The sequence below is a fragment of the Rubellimicrobium rubrum genome (assembly GCF_006152115.1).
Classification (GTDB): Bacteria; Pseudomonadota; Alphaproteobacteria; order Rhodobacterales; family Rhodobacteraceae; genus Rubellimicrobium; species Rubellimicrobium rubrum.
On the sequence record NZ_VDFU01000015.1, the window covers coordinates 1 to 25,102 of the forward strand.

The window sequence follows — 25,102 nt, forward strand, 5'->3', positions numbered from 1 at the left end:
AGCTATCTGGACGCTGACGGATAGCTAACAGGTAAGAAACTCAGCCTCTCCATCCGAAGCCGCTTGCCCAGCAACTATGACGGCGCCAATGAGGGACAACCTGCTCAGATGGACCGGATGTGTTTCTCAGCACGGCCCGGCTGTCCACTTCACGGTTGTAAGCCAACGCACCCGGGGCCTTAACCTCGGTAGCGCACCTCAGCGGATAACGCCTCGATCCGAGCGACGCTCACGACATAGTACTGGTCACCGACACGCAAGAAGAAGCTCTGTCCAGCGTAGCTGTTGACGGGCACATCGCTCAGCGCCTCATCGATATTCGCCAGTAACTCCTCGGGCAGCAGACCAGAACGGACAGTCTGTTAGCCATCGTCCATCCAAGCGAGGTCTTTTGCGAGCGGCCCACCCCAGATGACGACGAATTGGAAAGGTTCGCCGATATCTGCCGAGAGGCCGATGTTCTCGTAAAGCCACCGAAGGTCATGGCTTCTGAGAGCGTGAGCAGCCTCGTCCCACTTGGCATAATCGAGCATCATGGCCTGGATGTATTCGGTCTGATCAACCAGGGAGTGCTGAACCTGACGCGTCGAAACGATCAAGCCGTCTCGACCCAAGGTATGCACCGTCCAATAAGCGCAGATGCCCACGGCCACGATGAAAAGCAGGATCGTTCCACTCATCACAGTCGCGATGCGGCTTGGCAGTCCGATCCTTCTTGTCACTCTTGTCCCAACCTTGGACACCTATCACGCGTCAACGACCAGCATGACAGGCGTAGAACAACATTATCGGCCCATGTGCTTAGAAAGGCAGCTATTAGCCGACGTTCTGAGCGCGAGGAGCAACAAATCCAGCGCTGATGGCACTTGCGCTACTGTTGCCTCGTGGTGCCTGTTCATGCGCCATCTGGCCGCGATCAGGCTCGAGGTCTCCGCATGTTGCATTAGGCCGCTGGTCGTCCCAACACCGAGAGCGTTCTGGGTGCGTCCTCTGCGTCAGTGACTGGACATACCCGTGGTGCAGGACCACTGGCCGCCTTCCGGATAAACGCTGTCATCTCAGCGGCATCCATGCGCCCGCAAAGGTGCTTCCCCTGACGTGCAGTGACATGTTCCGACTGGGCGAGTTCGGCGAGAGCCGCGGTGTCGATGTCCTGCATCAGGACGTCCTTGCCCATGGCTCGGCACAACTCAAGCATGGCTGCGACGACAGCCTTGCCCTCCTTAGATGCTTCGGCCCTGACTAAAACCTCGCGGCCGAGCGCCACGAACCCGATGTTTATCCCCTCCAAGGCCAGTAGCGGCCGGCTTCCCGTGCCGAAACCCCCGATCCCGACAGCGATGCCCATGTCCTGGAGTCCGTGGATAGCGCGGGCGATGACGGGGTCGTCGATCAAGACCTCTGCGCCCAGCCTGATGACGAGAGCGGCCGAGTCGAGGCCGCTGGATACCAAGGCGTGCTGGAGGACGGAACAGGCGTCTCCGCGCCGCAGGAAGCCCTCACCCGCGTTCACGTGGATGGCGCCGAAAGGAAGGTGCAGTCTTTGCCACTCGGCGGCTTGCGCTAGGGCCGTAAATATTACGAAGTCAGTCAGGGCCGGAGTCTGCCCGACGGCGGCGACCTCGGCCAGGAGCTGATCCGTCGGTACAGAGCCACGGGCCGGATGGTGCCAGTGCGGCAGACCCTCGACTCCGATCAGGCCCAGCGACGTGTCGAACACAGCGTCGTACCGGACGTCGAACTGCCCGCCTTCGAAGGCTTCTCGGACGTCACGCTCCAGGCGGCGTGTCCGGTCGGCCTCGGCGCGCATTTGCTCGGAGAAGACGGACACGCGGCCTCGACCGGATCTCTTGGCGGTGTACATCGCCGAGTCGGCCGCAGACAAAAGTGTGGCGACGTCGCTCCCGGCAGCCGGGAAGACGGCATATCCGATACTGGCGCGAGGGTGGAGAAGCTGGCCCCGGTATTCGAACGGCTTACGAAGTTCATCTAGGAGTCTACTGGCAAGCGCTGCCACCTCCTTCTCGACCTGCGACCCTCTCACAAGCACGATGAACTCGTCTCCACCGAGCCGACCCGCAACACCGGTCGGGCCGACGAGTCCGCGGATCCGGTTGGCCACTGCCACCAGCACGGCATCTCCCGCCGCATGCCCGAACCTGTCGTTGATCGGCTTGAACTCATCGAGGTCGAGGAGAACAAGACCAAGTTGCCTGCTCTCAGAGGAAGCCTCGTGGACGGCTATGTCGAGGATGCGATCGATCTGGCCGCGGTTCAGTAAACCCGTAAGCGCGTCGTGCGACGCGAGGTACTCGAGCTCTGACAGGGCAACGTCCGCCCGCGCGGCCTCGCGGTCGGCTCGGCTCATCAGAGGGCGAAACACCACAAAGGCCTCGGCCAGCAGTATGACAAGGGTGGCGACCCCGAGAAGATCGTGCAACCGGGAGGTGCGCTTCTGCTCCGCCTGGCGATCGCCTCTGAGATGCTCGATCAAGGTATCTATTGAGGCCATCGCGGGAGAGTGGCCAGCGTGGCTGGTCGAACGATGGCTTGGCAAGGGTGATGTAGCGAGTGCCCGTGCCTCGGTCCCGTGCGGCTCCACGTGCCCGCCCTGGTCCATTGCTGAAATCGCAGGGCCCGTCATCGTGTCACCACGGGATTCCTTGCTCTCCAGCATATGCGGTATGCCGCCCGGCCCGACAGCTCCCCGCCGATCAGCAGCAGTCGCAGTCTGTACAAGCGCAAGAACGCTGGCCTGGAGACCCGTATCGGGATCCTGAATAAGCGCCCAGTCCTCTTGGTCAGCGCCGACTCGGACCATAGTCGTGATCAGACGATCGAGCCCGGAGTTCAAAGCCTCCGCCTCGCGGGCCGCCCGGCTCGCCGCTTCAGGGTTCCCCTGAGCTATGGCATCTAAGGCCAGCATCGTCTTGTGGATGGCGGATCGAAGGTCAGCCGCTTCAGTGATCAGGACCTCGCCCTGCTTCATGCCACCGATCAGGTGGCGCATGGTGACAAAGCTACCTGCCGTCAGGCCCGCAAGGACGAGAAGAGCGCAGATGTACCGGGCCAGTACGCGCCGGTTCTGCATAGACCGATAGAGCCTGGCCGTTGTCTGTCCCATGCAAATCCCCGACGCTTTGGGGCAGCCTGAGATAGGAAGCTGGAACAACCGTTAACGCGTCCGGGCCAGTTCCAGCGCATTTAACCTTGTGACCGGCGGAGCATTGCCCAAAGTGCTGCTGGCCAAGTCGTAGAGTCGGCGTAGGGCGGAACCCCAGCCAAGGAGTGAAGGGCTGATGCAAGAGGTTCCAGCTTTCTATATCGGAGTCCTCTTGGTCTAGCAACTTCGGACGTGCAATGTCGGCTGCAGAAGAGCTGCGGGACTGATCTAGTCATCTTGTTCCGCCGCGTTCTCGCCGTGCCTTTATTCGTGTTTACCCCAGGGGTCGTGCTTCAGTCCGTGGCTGAATAGGCTGTCTAGGCGGCACCTACGGAGTTCGCCGCGAAGTGGAGCAGATCGCTCCTCTCGCATGACCTAAGTTATATCGCTCGCCGGTCACCTCCGTCCCAGCCTCAGGCCGAGGGGGCAAGCCGGATCAAACTCGATGCGAGCTCGTCTTTCCGGAACGGCTTCGTCAGCCGAGGAATACCTGGTTCGATCCCCTCGATCTCGGCATAGCCGGACACCAGGAGCACCACGACGCCCGGCTTTGCTTTTCGGATCGTGCGGGCCAAGTCGGTGCCGCTCATTCCAGGCATCAGGTGGTCGGTCACGAGAAGATCAAAGCGCTCGCCCTTGGTCACCAAGCTCATGGCTTCTTCAGCGGACGCAGCCTCGATCACGGTGTAACCAAGGTCGCTCAGCATATCCGCCGTGCTCATGCGGACGAACTCCTCGTCATCGACAAGCAGCGCCGTTCCGCGCGTAGCCACCTCTGCCGGCGCCGGCGCCGACTCGACGGGCTCGGGCCTGGCGGCACTCTCGGGGAGCCACAGTTCGACGTTGGTGCCGAGACCCGGCCTGCTCTGGATGGTGAGTGCACCACCGAGCTGGGAGGCGAGACCGTGCACCATCGAGAGGCCCAGGCCGGTGCCTTTGCCCACGCCCTTGGTCGAGAAGAAAGGCTCGACGGCCCGCGCCAGCGTCGCCTCGTCCATCCCCGAGCCGGTGTCCGCCACCGAGAGACGAATGTAAGTTCTTGGCGGCAGCTTCGAGCGGTGGCCAGGGCCAACGGTCTCCGCGCTTGCAGAGATCCGGAGCGTACCTTTATCCGGCATCGCGTCGCGCGCGTTCACGCTCAGGTTCAGGAGCGCCATTTCGAGCTGGTTCGGATCTGCCATCGCCGGCGGCAGGTTGTCCGCTGCTTGGACCAGCACCTTGATCTGCGGCCCGGTTGTGCTCGAGACGAGGTCGCCCATCCCATGCACCAGCTTTGCGATGTCGACCGGCACTGGCTGGAGCGGCTGGCGGCGGGCGAAAGCAAGCAACCGCTGGACGAGAGTTTTGGCGCGCTCGGCCGACTGCGCCGCGCCGGCGATGAGACGCTGCTCGCGCTCGCCACCGATCCCCTTGCGTTGAAGCCTGTCGAGCGTGGCGACGATGGGGGTGAGCAGGTTGTTGAAGTCGTGCGCAACGCCGCCCGTGAGCTGACCCATCGCTTCCATCTTTTGTGACTGGCGCAACGCTTCCTCCGTCTCAGCAAGCCGGCACTGCTCGGCCACACGGTCGGTCACGTCGTAGACGAACTGGTAGGCCCCGATCTGCTCGCCGTTGGCCCCACGTAGGATGTTGTACTTCATTTCGTAGGAGCGTCGGTTAAGGCCGGGATCACCGAACTCACCGACTTGCGTGAACTGCTCGCCGGCGAGCGCCCGCGCCCAGACGGCCTCGATCGCCGTGCGGTGCTCGGGTCTGTCGGCGAGCAGATCGAGCATGGAGTCGCCCACCTTAGGCCGAACGCCGTAGATGTGCTCGAACTCATCGGCAGCCGCCCGGTTGATTGCGAGCCACCGGAAATCAGAGTCGGCGACTTGGACGAAGGCATCGGTGCCCTCCACGAGGTCGGCGAGGAGCTTCTTTTCGGCGAGCGCTTCAGCGACCCGACGCTCAAGCGTTTCGTTCAACTCGCGAAGCTCATCCTCGGCGCGAGCGCGCTCGATCGCCACTTTGACGCGCTCGCCGACTTGGCGGAACAAGCCCTCTTCGGAGGGGGTCCACGTCCGGGGCGTGGCGCTCTGAAGCGCCAGGAGGTTGACCCACTTCTCTTCCTCGAACAGCACGACGTCGAGGTAGGCGCCAACTTGCCTCGCCTGGAGTCCCGATCGAGCCTCTTCGCTGAAACGTGGATCCGTCCGGACATCATCGACCTTGACGATCGGGCATTCATGGTAGGGGCGCAGCAGGTCCGGTCCGAACGCCCTCAGATCGTGCTCGCCCACGATGGAGGCCACACCGTTCGTGTAGTCGCGCTGGACCTTCATCAGGGTGCCGAACAACTCCGCATAGAAGACGCGGCTTAGGCCGAACCGTTCGCCGAGTTGCTCTGCGGCCGCCGAAGCGATCTCCGCCGGCGTCCTCAGTGAGCGCAGCGCGTCCGCTAGAGAGAGCAGGAAAGCCTGCCGCGCTTCGCTCTCGCGCAGCTCGGCCTGCGCCGTCGTGCGTTCGATGGCGTCCGCCGCCTGGCGGGCGAGCACGTCGAAGAGCTTGAAGTCGCGCTCTGACGGGGTATGCGGACGCTTCCAGTGGGTGGACAGCATACCAAGCGGCTTGCCCGACCGCGACAGAAGCGGCGTCGTCTGAACGGCGCGCATACCCGTCCAGCGATAGGATTGGAGGTCGCCGCTGTCGGCAGCCAGGCCGCTGTTCTCGACATCGGGCACGATCACTCGTTGGCCCGTCGTGAGCGCGATGCCGCAGGTGCTCTCGGAGCTTGCGTCCACGGTCTGCCAATACTCCACTGAGCGGGGGTTGTAGCCTAGGTGGGCCAGCAGCTGCAGATCGCCGGTCGCGTCCATCATCTGAAGGCTGGCGCACTCCGAGCCCATCAGGCCGGCAGCGGCCGTCAGGATCGCGTCGTAGAGCGCCTGGGGAGCCTCGTCGACGACCAGCCGCGTGCTGATCTCCTGCAGACGGCTGAGCGCCTCGACTTCGGCCGAGAGCGCCGCCGCACTCTCCCGCAAAGCCTTCTCCGCCGCGCTCTGCTCGATGGCGGCCGAAGCTATGCGCGCCAGCTGCACGATGACAGCCTCATCGTTCTCGTCGAACTCTGAGCCGTCTTCCTTGTCCGACAGCTGAATTAGGCCAAGGTTACGTCCGTCGCGGCCGACGAGCGGCACGGCCAGCCAGCCGCGCATCGGCGGGTGATCCTTTGCGTGCGCGCCAAAGCCTTGCCAGCAGGGGTGAGCCTCAATTTCAGCCTGCGTCATCCGCATCGGACGGTTCGTCTCGCAGACCAGCGCATAGATGCCTGAGCCGTCAGCTGGCGTGCGGTAGTCACTCCAGTCGGCATACTCGTCGCTGAGATCCACGTAAGGAATGACCTGCGCCCAGTCCTCACCTGCGGTCAGGCTTACGACCGCCTGATGCGTGCCGACGAGCCTCCGCGCCGCGCGAGTGATCTCGTCGAGCGTCGCTTCAAGCGTCGGCGCGCGTGCCACTGCATAGGCCGTCTCCGCTAGTCCCTGAAGCTGCTCGGACCGGGTACGAAGTTGAGCCTCGGCCTCATGCTCGGCTGTGCGGTCGCGGAAGATCTTGAGGTAACCGCCACCGGGCTGATCGAGCCGCATCGTCAGGCCCGAGCCCCAGAAACGGCTGCCGTCCTGTCTCAGATGCCAACGCTCATTGACAGAGCGGCCGTCGCTCCTTGCCCGGTTCATCTCATGGTCGGGCGCGCCGGCCTCGCGGTCCTCGGGCGTGAAGATAATCTCGCCCGATCGCCCGATAGCATCCTCCTCTTGGAAGCCGGTGATGCGAGCGGCGCCCCTGTTCCAGCTTGCAATTATCCCATGCTCGTCAACCCTGACGATCGCGAAGTCCTCGGCACCCTCGACAATCTGCCGATAGCGCGCGTCGCTCTCTCCCAGCGCGGTCTCGGTGATCGCGCGCTGCATCGCTTCCCAGGTCCGCTCCGCTACCGTCTCGATCAGTTGCAGTTCCGCGGGTGTCCAGACATGCGGCTCCGCCCTGTGGACGTTCAGGTTGGCGACCAGAGCGCCGTCCTTCAGCAGTGGCACGCTGACCAAGGCAGCTACACCGATCTTGTCCAGGAAGCCCACACTCGCTTGCGTCACGGGGTGGGTGCGGACGTCGTTGACGCACAACGTTCGGCCCTGCCGCAGATGATCGACAATCGCCCCGCCGACATCAGCCAGACCCACCGACAGCGGCAGATGATCGACCCCAGGAGCGGTCCAGTCCGGCCGGACCGTGGCTCGTCCTTCGGCCTCGTGGATGTCGGCGTACAGCACGCGCGCGGCACCGAGCCGCTCACCGAGGAGGCGGGTCGTCGCGGCGACGATTGCCTCAGGGTCCCCCAAATCTCGCGTCCGGTCACTCAGCTCAAGCTGGAAGGTGCGATGCTGCTCTTCCTCCCTGCGGGCCGTAATGTCGGACGTGACCGCGAGCGCGGAACGCGGTCGCCCAGACTCGTCGAGAAGGCGAGTGACCGAACTATTTGCCCAAACAATCGTTCCATCGGGTCGCACGTAACGCTTGTCCAGGCTGAAGCTCGCGCCAGTCTCGGCCATGCGGTTGAACAGCGGCAGGTTGTTGGCCAGATCGTCGGGGTGCGTGACGTCGGCCATGCGGAGCGTCAGCAGCTCGTCGCGTGTCCGCCCCAGCATCTCGCATAGCCGGTCGTTGACGACCAGAAAGCGCCCGTCGAGGCCAAGTTCCGATATGCCGACCGTCGCCTGCGCGAACATGGCCGACAGCCGATCGCTCTCGTGCCGCGCCGCGGCATTCGACCGTCGCAGCTCGAGCTGCGTCATCGTCTGGGCCGCGAGCACCCGAAGTGCGCGCTCCTGCCGTGGGCTTATGCCCTCCGGCCGCACCTTCGTGTCGAGGACGCAGACGGTGCCCAGCGGCAGGCCGTCCGGCGTCTCCAGCAGCGCCCCGGCGTAGAAGCGCAGTCCGTCCGCCACGTCGACGAGCGGGTTGTTCTCGAAGCGGGCGTCCTTCGTCAGGTCGGGAACCACGAACACGCCCGGCTGAAGGATGGCATGTCGGCAGATCGAGACGTCTAGGGGCAAGCTGTCCTTGCCGATGCCCTTCTCCGCCTTGAACCACTGACGGTCGGCCGCGATGAAGTTCACCACCGCGATCGGGGCATCGAGAAGGTCGGCTGCGAGTTCGGCTACGTCGTCGAAGGCGCCCTCGCGACCAGTGTCAAGGATCGCATAGCGGTCGAGCGCGGCGAGGCGCTCGGCCTCCTCCCAAGCCGGCCCGGCGCACGTCGACACGCGGCATACGTCGATCTCGGCGGCATCGGTGCAATCGGTCATGCTGCCCTCACGACACGGGCGAGCGTACCCTTGCCGTACACGGCACCACAGCGTGTCCGGACCTGCATGCCGACTACCGACAGGTGACCATCATTGTTGAGCGAAATCAGTTCGGATCGCCGACCGACGGAGATCGGCCCCGCTGCGGTGCGGAGGGGGGCAGACGCCGCCGAACGGGCCTGGGGCAGATAGCCCGGCATCGCCGCCCAGGCACGCACGCGGACAGGCCCGACCACGTCACCATAGGCGAGAGAAGCGTAAATAAAAGCAGGTAATTGAACATCGACCACAGTTGGTCCTTTCCGAGAGCGGCTCCCAGCAAAGGAGAGGAGATTAACGCATAATGTAGTGTACCGAGGATACGTCGTCATGACCCAACCTGTCGGGGCAATCCGTCAGCACGCTCAAGAGGAAGAGTGTGGCGGCTGCCGAGACCGGTCGAGGGTCGAGAGGAAGGCTCCCGGCCGACCCGTCGCAGGAGGCCTGCGATAAGCGATGTGGAAGTTCTAGTCGCCGATCCCGACCGCCGGGGCAGAGCGGGAAGGGTGACTGTTCTACTTCGCTCAGATGAGACAGTTCTTCTGTGGTTGCCGCTCGTCGTGCAAGTCGCCTCCAGCCCCTTGGTCGTGTGATCGAGTGCGGTCTTCTGTCAGGCCTTGCTGCGCGGCGCTCCAGAAGCCGGTGGCCGGGACGGTGATCTGCGGGTCGGGTCCACATCTACTTTCCGGGCTGCGAGCCCATGAACTGTCGCTGGTTCTCCCGATCCGGATCGGCTCGATCATGCGCCCATTCGGGTCGTCGACTTCTCACACCTCCTTACCGGCGCTGGCCGCCTGTTCTCGGCGGCACCTCAGGCCGCCAAGGCCAGCACCGGATCCCGGTAGTCCTCCCCCTTCGTCAGCATGGCCCAGATCCGACGCGCCATCTTGTTGGCCATCGCGATCGCCACCAGCATTCGCGGCTTGCGCGCCAGCATTCGATCGAGCCAGGAGCCCGGCGCGGGCGGTCGCCGGCGTGCCCAACTTACGCGCGCCATGGCGCCGATGATCAGCAGCCGTCGGATATCGACTTGGCCGGCCTTCGACACCCGGCCGAGCCGCTCCTTGCCGCCCGACGAAAACTGCCGCGGCACAAGCCCCAGCCAGGCCGCGAAGTCGCGCCCGCAGCGGAACGTCGTCATGGCCGGCGCGAAGGCCTCAACGGCCAAGGCCGTCATCGGGCCGACGCCCGGCATGGTCTGGAGCCGCCGCGCGGTGTCGCTCTCCTCTGCCAGCGCCGCTCTCGTCTTTGTCTTGGCCTCGATCCGGGCCGACTTCTCGGCGACCTGCGCGAGCAGGTCGCGGCACTCGTCCCGCACGAGATCGGGCAGGGCGACATCCGGATCGTCTATGATGGACTCGATGCGCCTGAGCTGCGCGACCCCGGCCGGGACGGCCTGGCCATACTCATAGAGCACCGCGCGCAGCGCGTTCACCAGCTCCGTCCGTTGATGCACTAGGCGTTCGCGGGCCCGGAACAGGACGGCCCGGGCTTGCTGGTCCTGCGTCTTCGGTTTGACAAAGCGCATCTCGGGGCGCTGCGCGGCCACGACAATCGCTTCGGCATCGGCGGCGTCGTTCTTCTGACGCTTGACGAAGGGGCGCACGTACTGCGGCGCGATCAGCTTCACCTCATGACCCTGTGCTGCCAGTTCTCGCGCCCAATGGTGAGCACTGCCGCAGGCCTCCAGCACGACAACAGCCGGCGGCTGGCCACCCATGAACCGCAGGAACTGCCCGCGAGACAGTCGCCTGCGAAACAGGACTTCGCCGGTCATTGTGGCGCCGTGGACCTGGAACACGCTCTTGGCAAGGTCAACGCCGATCATCACATCCTTCATCTTCCGCATCCTCCGCCTAGTGGTCCAACCACATCGGCATCGTCGCACGTCGCGATGCCGTCAGGAGAGGGCGGCAACCACCCCATCTACTTTGCGTGTGGGTTCTAACCGAACTGCGACAGGTGCGGGTTGAAGCTAACTCGACGGCTCCTGGCTGGCGAAGAGCTTCTGGCGGAACACCTCGGCTGGCGTTCGCCAGCCCAGGCACTTGCGGGGCGTGCCGTTCAGACGGCCACAGATTGACCTCATCGAACCATCTGCGAGCGTCAGGAGCACGGGGTCGGCCGGCAGGTACCGGCGGACCCTCCGGTTCATGTTCTCGACGCTGCCTTTCTGCCAGGGCGCCTGCGGATCGCAGAACCAGGCCTTCGCGCCCATCCTGGCCTTGAGGCCGTGGCCCCGAGACAAACTCCAGGCCACGGTCAAAGGTTGGGCTCTGCCGAGCCACTTGGGGCAGGGGCGAGAGCAGATCGATGAGCTTCCCCATGAGCGGCTTGGAGCGCCGGTCCTTGTTGCGGAACAGAAGCGTAAAGCGGCTCTTGCGCTCGACAACGGTGGCCACGTTCGCGGGCCTGTGCTGCTTGCGGAGGATCATCAGGTCTGCTTCCCAGTGCCCGAACTCCTGGCGGGCGTTGACCGCCTCGGGGCGGTGATCGATGCGCGAGGTCTCTGGAAACACGGGGCTTCTTGGCTTGCGAGCCCGCTGCGGCTTGCGCATCCGTCGGCGCTCCGGGAAGTAGCACGCGAGTTCCTAGCTTTGGGTCTCGGCCGAGGGGACGAACCGCGTGATCGTCTCGTGACAAAGCCGATGGTGTGGCCGCTTACAGGTTCGACCTTGAGGCGTCCGGCGATCTGCTCGGGCGACCAGCCGTCCTTGAGCCGCTCGACAACCGCGGCCTGGAGCCCAGGACGCCGCAGGAGCTTGCAGGTGGACCTACGTTGACCATCGGCCAGCTGCTGGGCGGTCACCGGCCAAGTGCCGTCGGCCTGCGGCACCTCAGCGTCGTGCCACCAGTTGCGCCTGAGCTCGCGGTAGATGGTCGAGCGATGGCGCCCAAGCACACGGGCAATCTCATCGACAGCAATCTTCTGCTCTCGCAGCCGCGCCAGTTGCCAGCGCTCCTCCAGGCTCAAGTGAACGAACGGGCAGGGCATCGCATCCTCCAAGTAACCCCTTGGATCTACGCATCTGTCGCAGTTCGGAATAGAATGTACCCTGCATACAGGTGCGAGTCGCATAACAGTGATTATTATGTTGAATTACCGTTATGGCTCAGCGACCTAGTCAGCTCCAATTACACGCCTCGTTAATTGCTGCGGTTGCAATCGTGAGTAGATCTACTTCATCGCAAGCTAAACGTTTGACAGGTGGTCTGCTGAAAGCTGACCCAAGCGGTCCGTGCTCCTGCGGAACGACACCTTCGTTCCCAGATCCGTAACACGCTCAGGATTAGCCTGCCCCTGCATCACCGCAAGCGCTTCTTCAACCGCGCGGAAGCCGATTTCGTACCGAGGCGTGCGGAGACTTGTCAGGCTAGGATGGGCGCCCAAGATCATGTCACTGTCGTTAAAGCCGGCAACGCCCAGGTCCTCAGGAACACGTAGTCCCTGGGCAATGGCCTCAAACAGGACCCCCAGTGCCAGAGGGTCGTTGTTGCAGAAGACCGCATCGACCTTGGGCTTCGCTGTCAGAAGTTCCCGGAGCCCCGCGCGGGCATGAAGGGGAGTGATGACCTCACCCCGCTCCCGGGGCAACTGTCTGTCCAAATCCTCGCTCGTTCGAGTCACCAGCAGAGAAGGGTCGTAAAGGTCCGCCTCCTCAAGGGCCTGCTTCCAGCCTTGCAGGCGACCGGCGGACCGGGTGTTCATCCAGCCGACCAGGAAGAGGTAACCGATACGCCGATATCCCTGATCGATGAGGTGTCGGGTCATGATGTAGCCCGCTTCCACATGCGAGAAGCCGACGACCCGGTCGATGGGATCCGCCGTCAGGTCCATCATCTGGACCACCGTACAACCTGCATCGGCCAGCATGCTTCGTGCCAGAGGGCTTTGATCGACGCCCGAGACGATCATCGCGGCCGGCTTATGCCTCAGGAACTCGCCAATGAGGCGTTCCTCCTCCGCCGAGTCGTAATGGGTGTTGCCCAAGTGAACGCGCAGGGATGTGGGCTGCACGGCGTCGTACACTCCTCGGAGTACGTCGCTGAATATGTGCTGGGCGAGAGATGGCACAATAACACCCACCACATGAGTACGGGTCGAGGCCAAGGCGCGGGCATTTAGATTTGGTAGATAACCTAGCCGCTCCACGGCGGCCATGACCCGTTCGCGGAGATCGGCAGACACGACGCCGGGGGTGTTGATAGCTCGTGATGCGGTTATCGGACTGCAATGTGCCATGCGTGCGACGTCCGTCAGGGTAGGTCTTTTGTCTGCTCTCGTGCTGGCCAAGTCCTGACACCCTGTTCGCTGTGCCATGTTGGTAGCACGGACATTTACGGTTGACCAAGTCTATCTGACAGCGCTACCAAAACTGAATGACAGCGCTACCAAGAACGAATCAGGCCCTTCAAGACGGCCGATTGTGACGCGCCAAGCCGGCCCGGAGGAGGGGCGGCATCCAAGGGAGGAAAATCGATGACGCTTACTCGTCGGGCCTTCGTCAGAAGGTCAGGAGCAGCTCTTGCCGGGCTCGGACTATCTTCAACATTCGCTGCGAGAGCCATCGCTCAAAGCTCGGATACCCTGCGGATCGCTCTCTCGGCACGCGGCTTCCGGACACTGGACCCGGCCCGCTCCATTCAGGGGGCCGACGAGTGGGCGATCATCCACATGTTCGACACGTTGGTGGATATGCCGCTCGGCCGTTTCCCCAGCAGCGTGGACGAGGTCCAGCCGGGCTTGGCCCAAAGCTGGACGGCCAGCGAGGACAGCCGCACCTGGACGTTCAAGCTGAGGCCGGACGTCCAATTCCACAAGGGGTATGGGCTGCTGACGTCCGAGGACGTCAAGTTCACCTTCGACCGCCTGCTCAATCCCGAGGAGCTGGGCGTACGGTCGGCCCTTTACGAGAACTTGGAGAGCGTCACGGCCGATGCGCCTGACACGGTGACCTTGCAGCTCAAGCTGCCGGACCCGCTCTTCATTATGGGCACGCTGCTGCACCATTCAGCCTCGATCGTTTCGAAAAAGGCCTACGAGGAGAAGGGCTCTGAATCCTTCGAGCGGGACCCGATCGGCACCGGCCCCTATCAGATCGAAAGCGTCGCCGAGGACCCGAGCCAAGGCGTCCTCCTGACGGCGAACCCGGACTACTGGGGCGAGGCGCCGCTCATTCCCAATCTCCAGACGATGTACATCGCCGACACGACCGCGCGCACCCTGGCGCTCATGTCCGGCGACATTCACATGATGGAAGGCGTTCGCGCGCCCGGATGGGTCCCCTCGATCGAGGCGCAATCGCCAGGGCTGCACTTCGACGTCGCCTCGCCGGGTTCCTTCTTCACCATCTCGTTCAATCTCGCGACTCCGCCCTTCGACGACGTGCGGGTCCGTCAAGCCATCGCCTACCTGATCGACCGCGGCCAGATTGCCGAGGCCATGGCGCCGTTCGGTCAGCGGACCTGGGGCATCAACCCGCCCTCCTTCCCTGGAAGCTTCACGGCCGAGTCGATCCCCGAGGAGATCCGCTACGAGCGGAACGTCGAGAGGGCCAAGGAGCTGCTGGCCGAGGCAGGCCACCCGGACGGCTTCTCGTTCAAGGCCTACACTTCGCAGCGCGAGGACTATTCCTCGATCATGCTCATGATCCAGCAGCTCCTGCGCGAAGGCGGCGTGGAGATGGAGCTCGAGCTCAGGGACCACACGGCCTTCCACGCCGACCAGGCGACCGGCACGAACACCCTCTATCAGCGCTCGGCGGCCTATCCCCCGGTGCCGACGCAAGCCATTTCCGAGCAGCTCGCAGCCACATCCGAGGTCAAGCCCGACGGCTCCGGCGGCCCCAACTTCTCCCGCTACGGGGTCGTCATCCCCGGCATTGACGAGATGCTGGCTGCGACCATGGCGGAGCCGGACCTCGAGAAGCGGCTCGAGTTGGTCCGGGAGATGGAGGTCAAGATCCTGACCGACCTGCCGCTCCTGCCCATCGTCACGAACGGCTACATGATGGTCAGGGCCGCCGACCTCGATCTCGGCTACGAGGTCAAGTCCGGCTACGCCCACTGGCGGCTGACGAAGGCCAGCTTCGCCGGCTGACGCCCGGCTGCTTTCGGCGCGGGCGCGCCGAGACCCCTGTACTTCCCGCGCCCGCGCTCCCCTTGGAACCGTGATCAGGACCGCTCGCTCATGCCGCATCAACCGGATCTCCGGATCGAAGACCCCGCCGGACTGGTCGCCGCTGGCGCTCCAGCCTGGGCTTGCGAGAGCCTTCGCCGGGCCTTGCAGGACCGGGGGTCGAGCGCAGGCCTCCTGATCAGGCTGGTCGCCGATAGCGCCAGCGCCCCCGTCGATTGCCCAGACGCGGCCGAGGCCTTCGCGATCTGGCGGAGCGAGGAGGCGGTTTCGATATGGGGACGTGACGCGCGCGGGCTGGTCTATGCTCTGACCGAGCTCGCGGACCGCACGCGGCATGCCGAGGGAGACGACCCCTTCGCCGGTCCGTTCCCGCTCGTCGAGCGGCCCTCCGCCCGGATCCGGTCGATTGCCCGCCTCTTCTGCTCCGAATCCGAGGACCTGGACTGGTTCCACGACCGGGACGGCTGGCGCGACTACCTGACGATGCTGGCCACGAACCGGTTCAACCGTTTCAGCCTGACGCTGGGGATGGGGTACAACTACCCCTATCACAACGCCTGGATCCGGGACGTCTACTTCTACTTCCCCTATCCGTTCCTCCTGGCCGTCGATGGCCACGACGTCCGCGTGCCTGAGCTTCCCGACGAGGAGCGCGACCGCAACCTGAAGACCCTGAAGTTCATCGGGCAGGAGGCAGCACGGCGCGGGCTCGACTTCCAGCTGGCGCTCTGGACGCAGCGCTACGACTTCGACGACGTCCCGAACGCGAACTACACCGTCGAAGGCGTCACCCAGGACAATCTCGCGCCTTACTGCCGGGCCGCCATCACCCGGCTCTTGGCCGAGGTGCCCGAGATCACCGGCCTCACCTTTCGGGTCCACGTGGAGGGTGGCATCGCCGAGGGCGAGTACGGCTTCTGGGAGGAGGCCTTCGCGGGCGTCGCTGACGCCGGGCGGCCCATCGAGATCGACATGCACGGCAAGGGCTTGGATCATGCCACGTTGGAACTGGCCCGCCGCTCCGGCATGCCGTTCACGGCCTCGCCCAAGTACATGGCCGAGCACATGGGGCTGGCCTATCACCAGTCCTCAATCCGCGAGAAGGAATACCCGCCCGAACAGGCCCGCAGCGAACGGGAGCAGCTCTCCGAGGGATCGCGCAAGTTCCTGCGCTACAGCTACGGCGACCTCCTCCGGAAGGACAAGGACTACTCGGTCTTGTACCGCATCTGGGCGGGGACCCAGCGCATCCTCCTGTGGGGTGATCCCGCGCTCGCGGCCGGCTACGGACGCCTCTCGATGTTCGCCGGCAGCGACGGGGTCGAGTGGTGCGAGCCGCTCAGCTTCAAAGGCCGCATGGGCACCGGCGTGCCGGGCCAGCGCTTCAACTACCAGCGCGAGGGGCTGGCGCCCCGACGCGACTGGGAGAAGTACCTCTACCAGTATCGGGTCTGGGGCCGTGGCCTCTATGCCCCGGACGGGCCGGCCGACGGCTGGCAGCGGCATCTGCGCCGGCATTGCGGCGACGCCGCCGAGGCCTGCGAGAAGGGCCTCGCCAGCGCGAGCCGGGTCCTTCCCTTGGTGTCGCTGACCCATGGCCCCTCGGCCTCTAACAACCACTACTGGCCCGAGGTCTACTCCAACCTCGCCCTGATCGACGGGACAGGGCGGCTGAATTACACCTTCGACATGCCGGCGCCTGTCCGCTTCGGCAACGCCCCCACCTTCGACTCCGAGCTCTTTGCGACGGCCCGCGAGTGGGTCGAGAAACTGCTCGCCGGACGGACGGAGCATCGCTACACGCCTCTCGACGTGGCCGACTGGCTCATCGACTTGGCCCGAACCTGCGACCAGGCCCTCGTCTCCGCCAAGGAGGCCCGGGACTACCTTCGCCCCGAGGCGCAGCGCATCCTGATCGACGTGGAGATCTGCGCCGGGCTGGCCCGCTTCTTCGCCGAACGCTACCGCGCGGCGGTCTGGGCGGAACTCTTCATCGCGACCAAGGCTTCAACGCTCTTCGACCGGGTGCTCGACCATGCTCGGCGCTCCACCATGGCCTGGGACCGGATCGCCGACCTGTCGCGCGACATCTATCACGACGACCTCACCTATGGCCCCCAAGGATGGCTGCGCGGCTCCTGGCAGTCCCGTCAGGCCGAGATGCGCAACGAGCTCCTCGACCTCGAGTCGCTTCGCGGCGGGGGCCTGACGGAAAGCCTGGCCCTCTCGCCCGAGGCCGAACGGGCCGCCGCCGCGATCGAGGCGCGCCGCCCCGTGACGGCAGCCGGCGGCCTCGAGGTGCCGGAGACCTTCCTGAGAGGAGAGGACCTCACGGTCCGCTACTCCGGCCCGGCAGATGCGGCGCCCGTGCTCCGCTATCGTGTCGTGGACCAGTCCAAGCGATGGCGGGCCGACGCCATGCGGGCCGACGGCAACGGCTACATCGCGGTCATCCCGGGCGATTACCTCGATACGCCGTTCCATGTCCAGCTCTTCGCCAGCGCCACGGCCTTGGGCGCCCCGGTCCTGATGCCCGGGCTCGGGGGCGACCTGGCGAACCAGCCCTACCACGTAGTGATGCAGGCCTGACGGGGCCGGGTGCCACGCAACGGGAGACGCAGCCATGACCCGCTACATCGTCGTCAGGCTCTTGGACGCGATACCGACCGTCCTGCTCGTTCTGACCCTAGTGTTCGTCGCGATGCGGATCCTGCCCGGGGACCCCGCGGTCGCGGCCCTGGGTGACTTCGCCACGCCGGAGCAGCGCGAGGCCTTCCGCGAGCAGATGGGCCTCAACGCGCCGCTCTGGCAGCAGTACCTGACTTTTGTCGCCAGTTCGCTCACGCTCGACTTCGGAGAGTCGATGATGAACGGCCGCGACGTGCTCGGGCTCATTTCCTACAACCTGCCCTATACGATCGAGCTCACGATCGCCTCGGTCCTTCTGGGGGTCTTGATCGGCGTTCCGTTCGGGGTCTGGGCAGCGACGAACGCGAACAGTGCGCCGGACTCCGCGATGAGAGGCTTCTCACTCATCGGCTACGCGGTGCCCGACTTCTACCTGGGCGCGCTGCTTCTGATCGTCTTCTCGCTGAACCTCGGTTGGTTCCCGATCAACGGGGGAGGGGAGGGGATCCTCGACCGCATGCACCACGTCTTCCTGCCGGCCCTGACCCTGGCCTTCATCAAGGCCGCCTTCCTCGGTCGCCTCACACGGACCGCGCTGCTCGAGGTACTGGGGCGGGACTACATCCGCACCGCCCGCGCCAAGGGTGCGCGAGAGCCCCGGGTGATCTACCGGCACGGGCTCCGGAACGCGCTGCTGCCGCTGACGACGGGCCTGGGCCTCACCACGCTTACCGCCTTATCGGGATCGGTGGCGATCGAGCTCGTCTTCAACCGGCCCGGCTTAGGCAAGCTCCTGATCTCCGCCATTGCCGAGCGCGACTATGCGGTGATCCAGGGGGGCATCGTCGTCTTCGCCCTCTTCGTGGTCGCCATCAACCTCACCATGGACCTCGTCTACGTCCTGGTCGATCCCCGGATCCGCGTGTCATGAGCGCTTCTATCAACCCAGCCCTTCAGCCCCTAGCGTCCCAACCCTCGGTGTTTGCGACGCTCCGCCGCGTCATCTTCGACCGGCCCGCGACGATCTTCGCCTTGGTCGTCGTGATCCTGTTCGTCCTCGTGGCTGCACTGGCGCCTCTGATCGCTCCGTACGATCCGTTGGCCCAGAGCATCCTCGACGTCAATAAGCCGCCTTCGGCAGCCCATCCTGTCGGAACGGACCAGTTCGGGCGCGACGTCCTCTCGCGCCTCGTCTACGGCTCACGCAACTCGCTCATTCTCGGGTTCGTATCCCCAGTCCTCGCTGCGATCCTTGGGACTTTCTTGGGAGTTGTGGCCGGCTACTTCGGAGGCTTTGTCGACCGGATCGTCAGCCGGATCATCGACCTCCTCCTGGCCTTCCCCGAGCTGCTGCTGGCGATCCTGATCGCGGCGGTCTTAGGGGGCGGCTTCTGGAACGTTGTTGCGGTCCTGACTGTGGCTTTCACGCCCGGCTTCGCGCGCGTGGCCCGCGCTTCGACCCTCGCGGTCAAGCAGGAGCCCTACATCGAAGCAGCGGTGGCTGTCGGGCTTCGGACCCCCATGATCATTCTGCGTCACGTGGTGCCCAACATCGCCGCGCCGATCGTCGTCCTGACCACCCTCTGGATCGCCTCCGCCATCCGCCTCGAAGCTTCCTTGAGCTTCCTCGGGATCGGCACCCAGCCGCCCAACCCGTCTTGGGGCAACATCATTCGCGATGGCCTGAACAACCTGTTCGGCTCGCCCTGGCCGATCATCGGCGCGGGCGCCCTTATCACGCTGGTGGTGCTGGCCTTCAATCTCCTTGGGGACGCGGTCCGCGATGCCTTGGACCCGGAGGCGTCGCGATGACCCAGGACCTCCTCAGGCTGAGCGACGTCACGGTCGAGTTCGGGCCGCCGAAGAGGCCGGTACGCGTCGTCGAAGGCGTGAGCTTCTCCGTCGGCAAGGGGGAAAGCGTGGGCCTCGTGGGGGAGAGCGGGTCCGGCAAGTCCGTCACCTCGCTCGCGATCATGCGGCTGATCGGCGGGCGCGTGGCGAAGGGACGCATCGAGTTCGAAGGACGTAACCTCTTGGACCTTCCCGCATCCGCCATGCCGGCCATCCGCGGCCGCGACATTGCGATGATCTTCCAGGAGCCCATGTCCTCGCTGAACCCGCTGATGACCGTCGGCGATCAGGTCGCCGAGGCGCTGCTCCTTCATGGCTGGCACGACCGCACCGCCCGGCGGAAGCGCACCGTCGAGATGCTGGACCTAGTCGGGATCCCCAATGCCGAGGGTCGGCTCGGGGCCTATCCGCACCAGTTCTCGGGCGGAATGCGGCAGCGCGTGATGATCGCCATGGCCGTCGCCTGCGAGCCCAAGCTGCTGATCGCCGACGAGCCCACGACCGCCCTCGACGTCACTATCCAGGCGCAGGTCCTTGACCTGATGAAGAAGGTCCGCCGTGAGCTCGGCATGGCGATCCTTCTCATCTCGCACGATCTCGGCGTCATCGCTGACGTCTGCGAGCGGGTGGTCGTCATGTACGCCGGCCGCGTCGTCGAGGAAGCGGACATCCGCACCATCCTGACCCGGCCCCAGCATCCGTACACCCAAGGCCTCCTCCGCAGCGTGCCGCGCCGCAGCCACGAGGCGGAGCGTCTCTACCAGATCCCGGGCTCAGTGCCCCCCGCCGGTTCCATCCGCCAGGGCTGTCCGTTCCGCGACCGCTGCGAGCTTGCGGTACCCCGCTGCGCCGAGGAGATGCCTCCCATGTTCCGCTTCGGTCCTTCCCAATCCGCAGCGTGCTGGGTCACTGCCGCCGCCAAGGGCGCAAGCCAGGCCGGAGCCGCGGCATGACGCCACTGATCCGGGCCGAGAACCTCGGCAAGACCTTCGGCGCCAGCGGCGGCTGGTTCGGCGGCGCCTCCGACCAAGTGCGGGCCGTTGACGGGGTCACCTTCGACGTCGAGGCCGGCGAGACCTTGGCGCTCGTGGGCGAATCCGGCTGCGGCAAAAGCACGCTTGGACGCCTGCTCCTGCGGCTGATCGATCCCACGGACGGGACGGTCCGGTTCGAAGGGCAGGACGTGACCCGGCTGTCCTCCGCCGAGATGCGGCTGATGCGTCAACGTATGCAGATTATCTTCCAGGACCCATTCGGCTCGCTCTCCCCCCGGCGCACCATCGGGCAGATCATCGGAGAGCCGCTCGAGATCTTTGGTCTGGCCCGGGGACGGCAGGCCCGCCGCGACCGGGTGGCCCAGCTGCTCGATCAGGTGGGTCTGCCGCCGGCCTACATGGACCGGCTGCCCCGGCAGTTCTCGGGGGGGCAGCGCCAGCGGGTCGGCATCGCCCGTGCCATCGCCGTGAACCCGGCCTTCATCGTCGCGGACGAGCCCGTTTCGGCGCTCGACGTGTCGATCCAGGCGCAGATCATTAACCTCATGCAGGATCTCCAGCGCGACGCGGGCTTCTCCTACCTGTTCATCGCCCATGATCTGGCCGTCGTGCGCCACATCGCCGACCGCGTGGCGGTGATGTACCTGGGGCGGATCGTCGAGGTTGGCCCCAAGCGCCTGATCTACGACGCGCCCCAGCACCCCTACACCCAGGCTCTGCTGTCGGCGGCGCCCGAGCCCGAGGTAGACACCATCTCGCGACGCATCATCCTGAGGGGCGACGTCCCGAGCCCGTCGAACATCCCGCCCGGATGCTCCTTCCACACTCGGTGCCCCATCGCGCAGGAGATCTGCCGCCAGGACCGACCGCCCCTCGCCCAGGTCGCTCCCGGCCAGCTAGCCGCCTGTCACTTCGCGCGACCGAACCCGATCCCTGTTGCCGACGCGGCCTGAACGCCGCCGACGCCTGCCCGACCCCTACGACGAGGACTTCCCATGGACCACGCTCCCTGGTACCGCACGACGCTGCGCTGGGCTCAGACCAACCTGACCGAAATCGACCCGACCCGCTACGACGCCGCGTTCTGGCGGGAGCACTGGCACCGCACGCGCATCCAGGGCGTCATCGTCAATGCAGGCGGCATCATCGCCTACTACCCGAGCGAGATCCCGTTCCATCATCAGGCCGAGACCCTCGACGGGCGTGACCTCTATGGCGAGATCGTGGCCGCCGCGCGAGAGGAGAACTTGGCCGTCATCGCGCGAATGGACTCCAATCGCGTCGTCCGGGAGCTCTACGAAGCGCATCCCGACTGGATCTGCGTCGACGCTGAGGGGCAGCCCTACAGGCAGGCCGACAAGTTCGTGACCTGCATCAACTCGCCCTACTACTCCGACCACCTGCCCCAAGTGATGCGGGAGATTATCGCCCGCTCCAGCCCGGACGGGTTCGCCGACAACTCCTGGGCCGGGCTGCCCCGGACCAAGATCTGCCACTGCCTCAACTGCCGCCAGCGCTTCGCGGCCGAGGGCCATGACCTGCCCGAGCGGGAGGACTGGGACGACGAGGCCTATCGCGCCTGGGTGGCCTGGAACTACCGTCGTCGGACCGAGCTCTGGGACTTCAACAACGCCGTCACGATGGAGGCGGGTGGGCCGGACTGCCGCTGGATGGGGATGCTCTCGGGCGAGGTCCTCAACAACTGCAACCGCTTCATCGATCTGCGGGACATTTTGTCCCGTTCTGAGATCGTGATGCTGGACCACCAGCGGCGGACGCCCGAGGACGGCTTCGAGCAGAACACTGAGGCCGGCAAGCGGCTTCACGAGCTCCTCGGATGGGACAAGCTCATCCCTGAGAGCACGCCGCAGTACCAGCTCGGCTCCCCAGCGTTCCGGCTGTCCTCGATGCCGCCGGCCGAGGTACAGCTCTGGACCCAAGCCGCCTTTGCCGGCGGCATCCAGCCTTGGTGGCACCACATTGGTGCCGCGCACGAGGACCGCCGGCAGTACCGGACGGCTGAGCCCATCTTCCGCTGGCACGAGGCGAACCAGGACATCCTCGTCGGCCGGACGCCCCTGGCCCGGATCGGCGTCGTCTGGAGCCAGGCCAACCATGACCTCCATGGGCGAGATCGTCCGGAGCAGCGGACGCTCGATCCTTATCGGGGCATGGTACGGGCCCTGTCGCGCGCCGGCCTCGACTGGCTGCCGGTCGAGGTTAAGGACATCGCTCAGGCCAAGGGCCGGTTCGACGTCCTCGTTCTCCCCAATGTCGTGGTAATCGACCAGAAGACGGAAACCGCGCTCCGGGCCTATGTCGAGGCCGGAGGTTCGCTGGTCGCCACCGGCGAGACGGGCCGGAGGGACGGTCACGGCCAGTGGCGCGAGGTGCCCGCCCTGTCCGACCTCTTCGGCCTCGTTCCCGACGGCGAGGTCCTGGGCGCCGACACCACGCCGGACCCCAGCATCGAGATCCCGCTGCGCCACTCCTACCTACGCCTCTCCCCGGAGCGCCGCCATGACGTCTACGGCCCGCAGGACGAGGAAGCTCCGGCCGAGGTCTTGCCGCGCCACCCCGTTCTCGGGGGTCTGGACGACACCGACACGCTGCCCTTCGGCGGCCTCCTCCCCTCCATGCGCGCCGAGCCGGGCACAACGGTCCTCGCCACCTTCATCCCCGAGTTCCCGATCTATCCGCCCGAGACCTCGTGGATGAGGACTCGGCGCACCGAAGTTCCAGCCATCGCCGTCCGCAAGGGTCCGAACGGCTCGCGCCTTGCCTTTGTCCTCGCCGATCTGGACCGCTGCTACGCTCGCGAAGGCGCGTTCGAGCACGCCCAAATCCTGTCCAACGCCGTCCGCTGGGCGCTGCGCGCCCGCCCGCCGGTCGAGGTCAGCGCGCCCGGCGGCCTGGTCGCGGCCACGGCCTATGCCCAGGAGGGCCGCTGGATCGTGCACCTGACGAGCCGTGTCGTCACGGCCCCGGTCCCGGGCCGGCAGGAGCACGTGATCCCCATCGGACCCGTCGAGCTCAAGCTCCATGCCGACAGCCTGACCGGCTCCGACGTGGAGCTCCGTGTCTCTCAGACCCGACCGTCCATCGAGCCCGAGGGCTCAAGCCTTACTATCGCGATCGAACGGGTCGTCGGTCACGAGGTGGTCGTCATCAGCGCCCAGTAACAATTTCAGACCGGACCTTCGAAGTCCGGTCCCTCGACGGCAGGAGGAGGACTGAACGATGATGACAGTGACCCGGCTCGACGTGGCGGATGCTCGGCTCCTGATTGAGGGCGCCGCTGCACATGCCGCAGGGATCGGCGTACCCATGTGCATCGCCGTCACCGACGAGAGCGGCAATCTTGTCGCCTTCGAGCGTATGGACGGCGGCAAGGTGACCTCAATCACCATCGCCATCGACAAGGCCTTCACCGCCGCTGCCGCGCGCAAGGCCACCCACGAGTATGGCGAGGCGAGCCAGCCGGGCGCCTCCGCCTATGGCATTGCCAGCGCCATCGGCGGCCGACTGATGGTCGTGGCCGGAGGGTTGCCCGTAACGGTGGACGGGGCTTTGGTCGGCGGCATTGGAGTTTCCTCGGGCACTCCGGCGCAGGATCGCGAGGTGGCCCAAGCCGGAATCGACTTTCTCCTAGAATGTCGCTGACAGCACCTACGCTACTTGCTTAAGCAATACATGCGTGAACGGCAACTAACCTTCCTTGAGCCGCTCATGATCGCGGCACAGAGCTGGGGATGGCGCAGGAGCTTGCAGAGGGACCGACGTCGGCCGTCAGCTAGTTGCTGGACCATCACCGGCCATTAGCCCTCGGCCTGCGGCACCTCGACGTGGTATCACCAGTTGCGCTTCAGCTTGCGGTGGATGGTCAAGCGGTGTGGGTCGAGCCTATCGGCGATCACGGCCGGGCTGATCTTAGGCTTGCCGCCACTGCTCCACCTTGCGGCGTTCCTCATCATTCGTATGCGGATAGGGGCGCATTGATGGGCGTGTTCTCAAGGCTCAATAAATGGAAATAGTCAAAAGTCGCGCTTCAGGGTAGCTTTCGCCCAGTCCTCAAACAAGTTCGCATAATCCAAACTATGCCGTTGGCTCCGGATCAGCCCTTGGCCAAACTTCCAGAGCGGATGTCACACGGGAGTTGGGGCAGGCAGTTCGGCTCTTTCGGGAACCAGCGGAAGGCTCGGCCCTCATGCGATGATCCGCTCGAAGCTCGCCTCGTAGGCGCGCTCGAGTAGAAGTCCCGTAGTTCGTTCGGCTGTCTGCGCCAGGTCTTCCGCGTCGCTCCGCGTCAGCTCATGGGGCGCCGTGTCGAGAAGACACAAGGACCCGATCCTGGCGCCTCGCGCAAAGACCAGTGGGGCGCCCGCATAGAAGCGCAGGAACGGCCAGCCCGTCACGAGAGGGCTGCGCGCGAAGCGCGGATCCCGCGTCGCGTCCGGCACGACAAGGACCGCGTCCCTGCGAATGGTATGGTCGCAGAACGCCACCGAGCGGGGGGTCTGCCGCTCTCCGCCGCCGGACGAGGCCAGAACGACCTGCCGGTGTTCGCTGACCAGCGTCACCAAGGCTGTCCGCACGCCGAAGCGGTCCCGGGTCTGTCGGCACAACTCCTCAAGATCCCGCATCGGAGCTGCCGCAAGAAGACCCGATTTGCGCAGGACGTCGACGCGCAGCAGTTCGGACAGGTCTGAGTCGATCCTGGCTGTCCCCCCGGGCAGGTTCGGCCTGCCTTAAGCCGGGGGAAGTTGGGGCCGTCCTGATCTGGATCAATCCGGCGGACCTCGCGTCAAGGCTCATTGGCGCGATCCTCTGCCGGCTCTCCTGCGCGGTCTGGCAAGATTGACTGGCATTGAGACCCGGCTACTACATCGGGGACGTCCTGCTCGCCAACCGTCTTGAACATGATGCGACGGTGCCGGCCGCTTCG

At 65.3% G+C, this 25,102-nt stretch carries 14 protein-coding genes and 1 pseudogene; 8 read left to right on the forward strand and 7 right to left on the reverse strand.

The window, feature by feature from the left end:
• Positions 1-362: 362 nt before the first annotated feature.
• The 6 genes and pseudogenes from FHG66_RS12820 to FHG66_RS12845 form a co-directional block, all read right to left on the reverse strand.
• Entirely contained in the window at positions 363-722 is a 360-nt protein-coding gene (locus FHG66_RS12820; protein ID WP_139077387.1) for a hypothetical protein, read from the reverse strand.
• A gap of 221 nt (positions 723-943) precedes the next feature.
• Complete coding sequence (locus FHG66_RS12825) at positions 944-3,124, reverse strand: putative bifunctional diguanylate cyclase/phosphodiesterase (RefSeq protein ID WP_139077389.1); 2,181 nt, start codon at positions 3,122-3,124, stop codon at positions 944-946.
• A gap of 452 nt (positions 3,125-3,576) precedes the next feature.
• Complete coding sequence (locus FHG66_RS12830) at positions 3,577-8,505, reverse strand: GAF domain-containing protein (RefSeq protein ID WP_139077391.1); 4,929 nt, start codon at positions 8,503-8,505, stop codon at positions 3,577-3,579.
• An 850-nt stretch (positions 8,506-9,355) separates the two neighbouring features.
• Complete coding sequence (locus FHG66_RS12835) at positions 9,356-10,384, reverse strand: IS110 family RNA-guided transposase (protein ID WP_139077393.1); 1,029 nt, start codon at positions 10,382-10,384, stop codon at positions 9,356-9,358.
• A 135-nt stretch (positions 10,385-10,519) separates the two neighbouring features.
• A pseudogene (locus tag FHG66_RS22920) lies at positions 10,520-11,539 on the reverse strand (IS30 family transposase).
• 198 nt (positions 11,540-11,737) lie between these two features.
• A complete protein-coding gene (locus FHG66_RS12845; RefSeq protein WP_139077395.1) occupies positions 11,738-12,865 on the reverse strand; it encodes a LacI family DNA-binding transcriptional regulator in 1,128 nt (375 codons plus the stop codon).
• Between the two features lie 159 nt (positions 12,866-13,024).
• On the opposite strand from FHG66_RS12845, the gene FHG66_RS12850 reads away from it, so the two are divergent.
• The 8 genes from FHG66_RS12850 to FHG66_RS12885 all read left to right on the forward strand — a co-directional run bounded on the left by FHG66_RS12850 (position 13,025) and on the right by FHG66_RS12885 (position 23,820).
• Positions 13,025-14,644 (forward strand): ABC transporter substrate-binding protein, encoded by a 1,620-nt coding sequence (locus FHG66_RS12850; protein WP_139077397.1) that lies wholly within the window; start codon positions 13,025-13,027, stop codon positions 14,642-14,644.
• Between the two features lie 90 nt (positions 14,645-14,734).
• Positions 14,735-17,272 (forward strand): hypothetical protein, encoded by a 2,538-nt coding sequence (locus FHG66_RS12855; protein ID WP_139077399.1) that lies wholly within the window; start codon positions 14,735-14,737, stop codon positions 17,270-17,272.
• A gap of 34 nt (positions 17,273-17,306) precedes the next feature.
• Positions 17,307-18,242: an ABC transporter permease gene (locus tag FHG66_RS12860; protein ID WP_139077401.1), complete on the forward strand. Its 936-nt coding sequence runs from the start codon at positions 17,307-17,309 to the stop codon at positions 18,240-18,242.
• Positions 18,239-19,123 (forward strand): ABC transporter permease, encoded by an 885-nt coding sequence (locus FHG66_RS12865; protein ID WP_139077403.1) that lies wholly within the window; start codon positions 18,239-18,241, stop codon positions 19,121-19,123. The genes FHG66_RS12860 and FHG66_RS12865 overlap by 4 nt, the downstream gene beginning before the upstream one ends.
• On the forward strand, positions 19,120-20,115 hold the full coding sequence (locus tag FHG66_RS12870) for an ABC transporter ATP-binding protein (RefSeq protein ID WP_139077405.1): 996 nt from the start codon (positions 19,120-19,122) through the stop codon (positions 20,113-20,115). The genes FHG66_RS12865 and FHG66_RS12870 overlap by 4 nt, the downstream gene beginning before the upstream one ends.
• A complete protein-coding gene (locus tag FHG66_RS12875) occupies positions 20,112-21,110 on the forward strand; it encodes an ABC transporter ATP-binding protein (RefSeq protein ID WP_139077407.1) in 999 nt (332 codons plus the stop codon). The genes FHG66_RS12870 and FHG66_RS12875 overlap by 4 nt, the downstream gene beginning before the upstream one ends.
• Positions 21,111-21,152: 42 nt before the next feature.
• Positions 21,153-23,339, forward strand: coding sequence for an alpha-amylase family protein (locus FHG66_RS12880; protein ID WP_139077410.1), 2,187 nt, complete (start codon positions 21,153-21,155; stop codon positions 23,337-23,339).
• A 58-nt stretch (positions 23,340-23,397) separates the two neighbouring features.
• Positions 23,398-23,820 carry a GlcG/HbpS family heme-binding protein gene (locus tag FHG66_RS12885; RefSeq protein WP_139077412.1) on the forward strand — a complete coding sequence of 141 codons (423 nt, stop codon included), beginning with the start codon at positions 23,398-23,400 and terminating at the stop codon, positions 23,818-23,820.
• Positions 23,821-24,362: 542 nt separating this feature from the next.
• Here FHG66_RS12885 and FHG66_RS12890 read toward each other — a convergent pair.
• Complete coding sequence (locus tag FHG66_RS12890) at positions 24,363-24,800, reverse strand: GAF domain-containing protein (protein WP_139077414.1); 438 nt, start codon at positions 24,798-24,800, stop codon at positions 24,363-24,365.
• Positions 24,801-25,102: the final 302 nt, after the last annotated feature.

Bases quoted from the DNA above. Each gene is read 5' to 3' on its own strand.
- FHG66_RS12825 (WP_139077389.1), bottom strand. From the start codon at position 3,124: ATGGGACAGACAACGGCCAGGCTCTATCGGTCTATGCAGAACCGGCGC.
- FHG66_RS12830 (WP_139077391.1), bottom strand. From the start codon at position 8,505: ATGACCGATTGCACCGATGCCGCCGAGATCGACGTATGCCGCGTGTCG.
- FHG66_RS12835 (WP_139077393.1), bottom strand. From the start codon at position 10,384: ATGAAGGATGTGATGATCGGCGTTGACCTTGCCAAGAGCGTGTTCCAG.
- FHG66_RS12845 (WP_139077395.1), bottom strand. From the start codon at position 12,865: ATGGCACAGCGAACAGGGTGTCAGGACTTGGCCAGCACGAGAGCAGAC.
- FHG66_RS12850 (WP_139077397.1), top strand. From the start codon at position 13,025: ATGACGCTTACTCGTCGGGCCTTCGTCAGAAGGTCAGGAGCAGCTCTT.
- FHG66_RS12855 (WP_139077399.1), top strand. From the start codon at position 14,735: ATGCCGCATCAACCGGATCTCCGGATCGAAGACCCCGCCGGACTGGTC.
- FHG66_RS12860 (WP_139077401.1), top strand. From the start codon at position 17,307: ATGACCCGCTACATCGTCGTCAGGCTCTTGGACGCGATACCGACCGTC.
- FHG66_RS12865 (WP_139077403.1), top strand. From the start codon at position 18,239: ATGAGCGCTTCTATCAACCCAGCCCTTCAGCCCCTAGCGTCCCAACCC.
- FHG66_RS12870 (WP_139077405.1), top strand. From the start codon at position 19,120: ATGACCCAGGACCTCCTCAGGCTGAGCGACGTCACGGTCGAGTTCGGG.
- FHG66_RS12875 (WP_139077407.1), top strand. From the start codon at position 20,112: ATGACGCCACTGATCCGGGCCGAGAACCTCGGCAAGACCTTCGGCGCC.
- FHG66_RS12880 (WP_139077410.1), top strand. From the start codon at position 21,153: ATGGACCACGCTCCCTGGTACCGCACGACGCTGCGCTGGGCTCAGACC.
- FHG66_RS12885 (WP_139077412.1), top strand. From the start codon at position 23,398: ATGATGACAGTGACCCGGCTCGACGTGGCGGATGCTCGGCTCCTGATT.
- FHG66_RS12890 (WP_139077414.1), bottom strand. From the start codon at position 24,800: ATGCGGGATCTTGAGGAGTTGTGCCGACAGACCCGGGACCGCTTCGGC.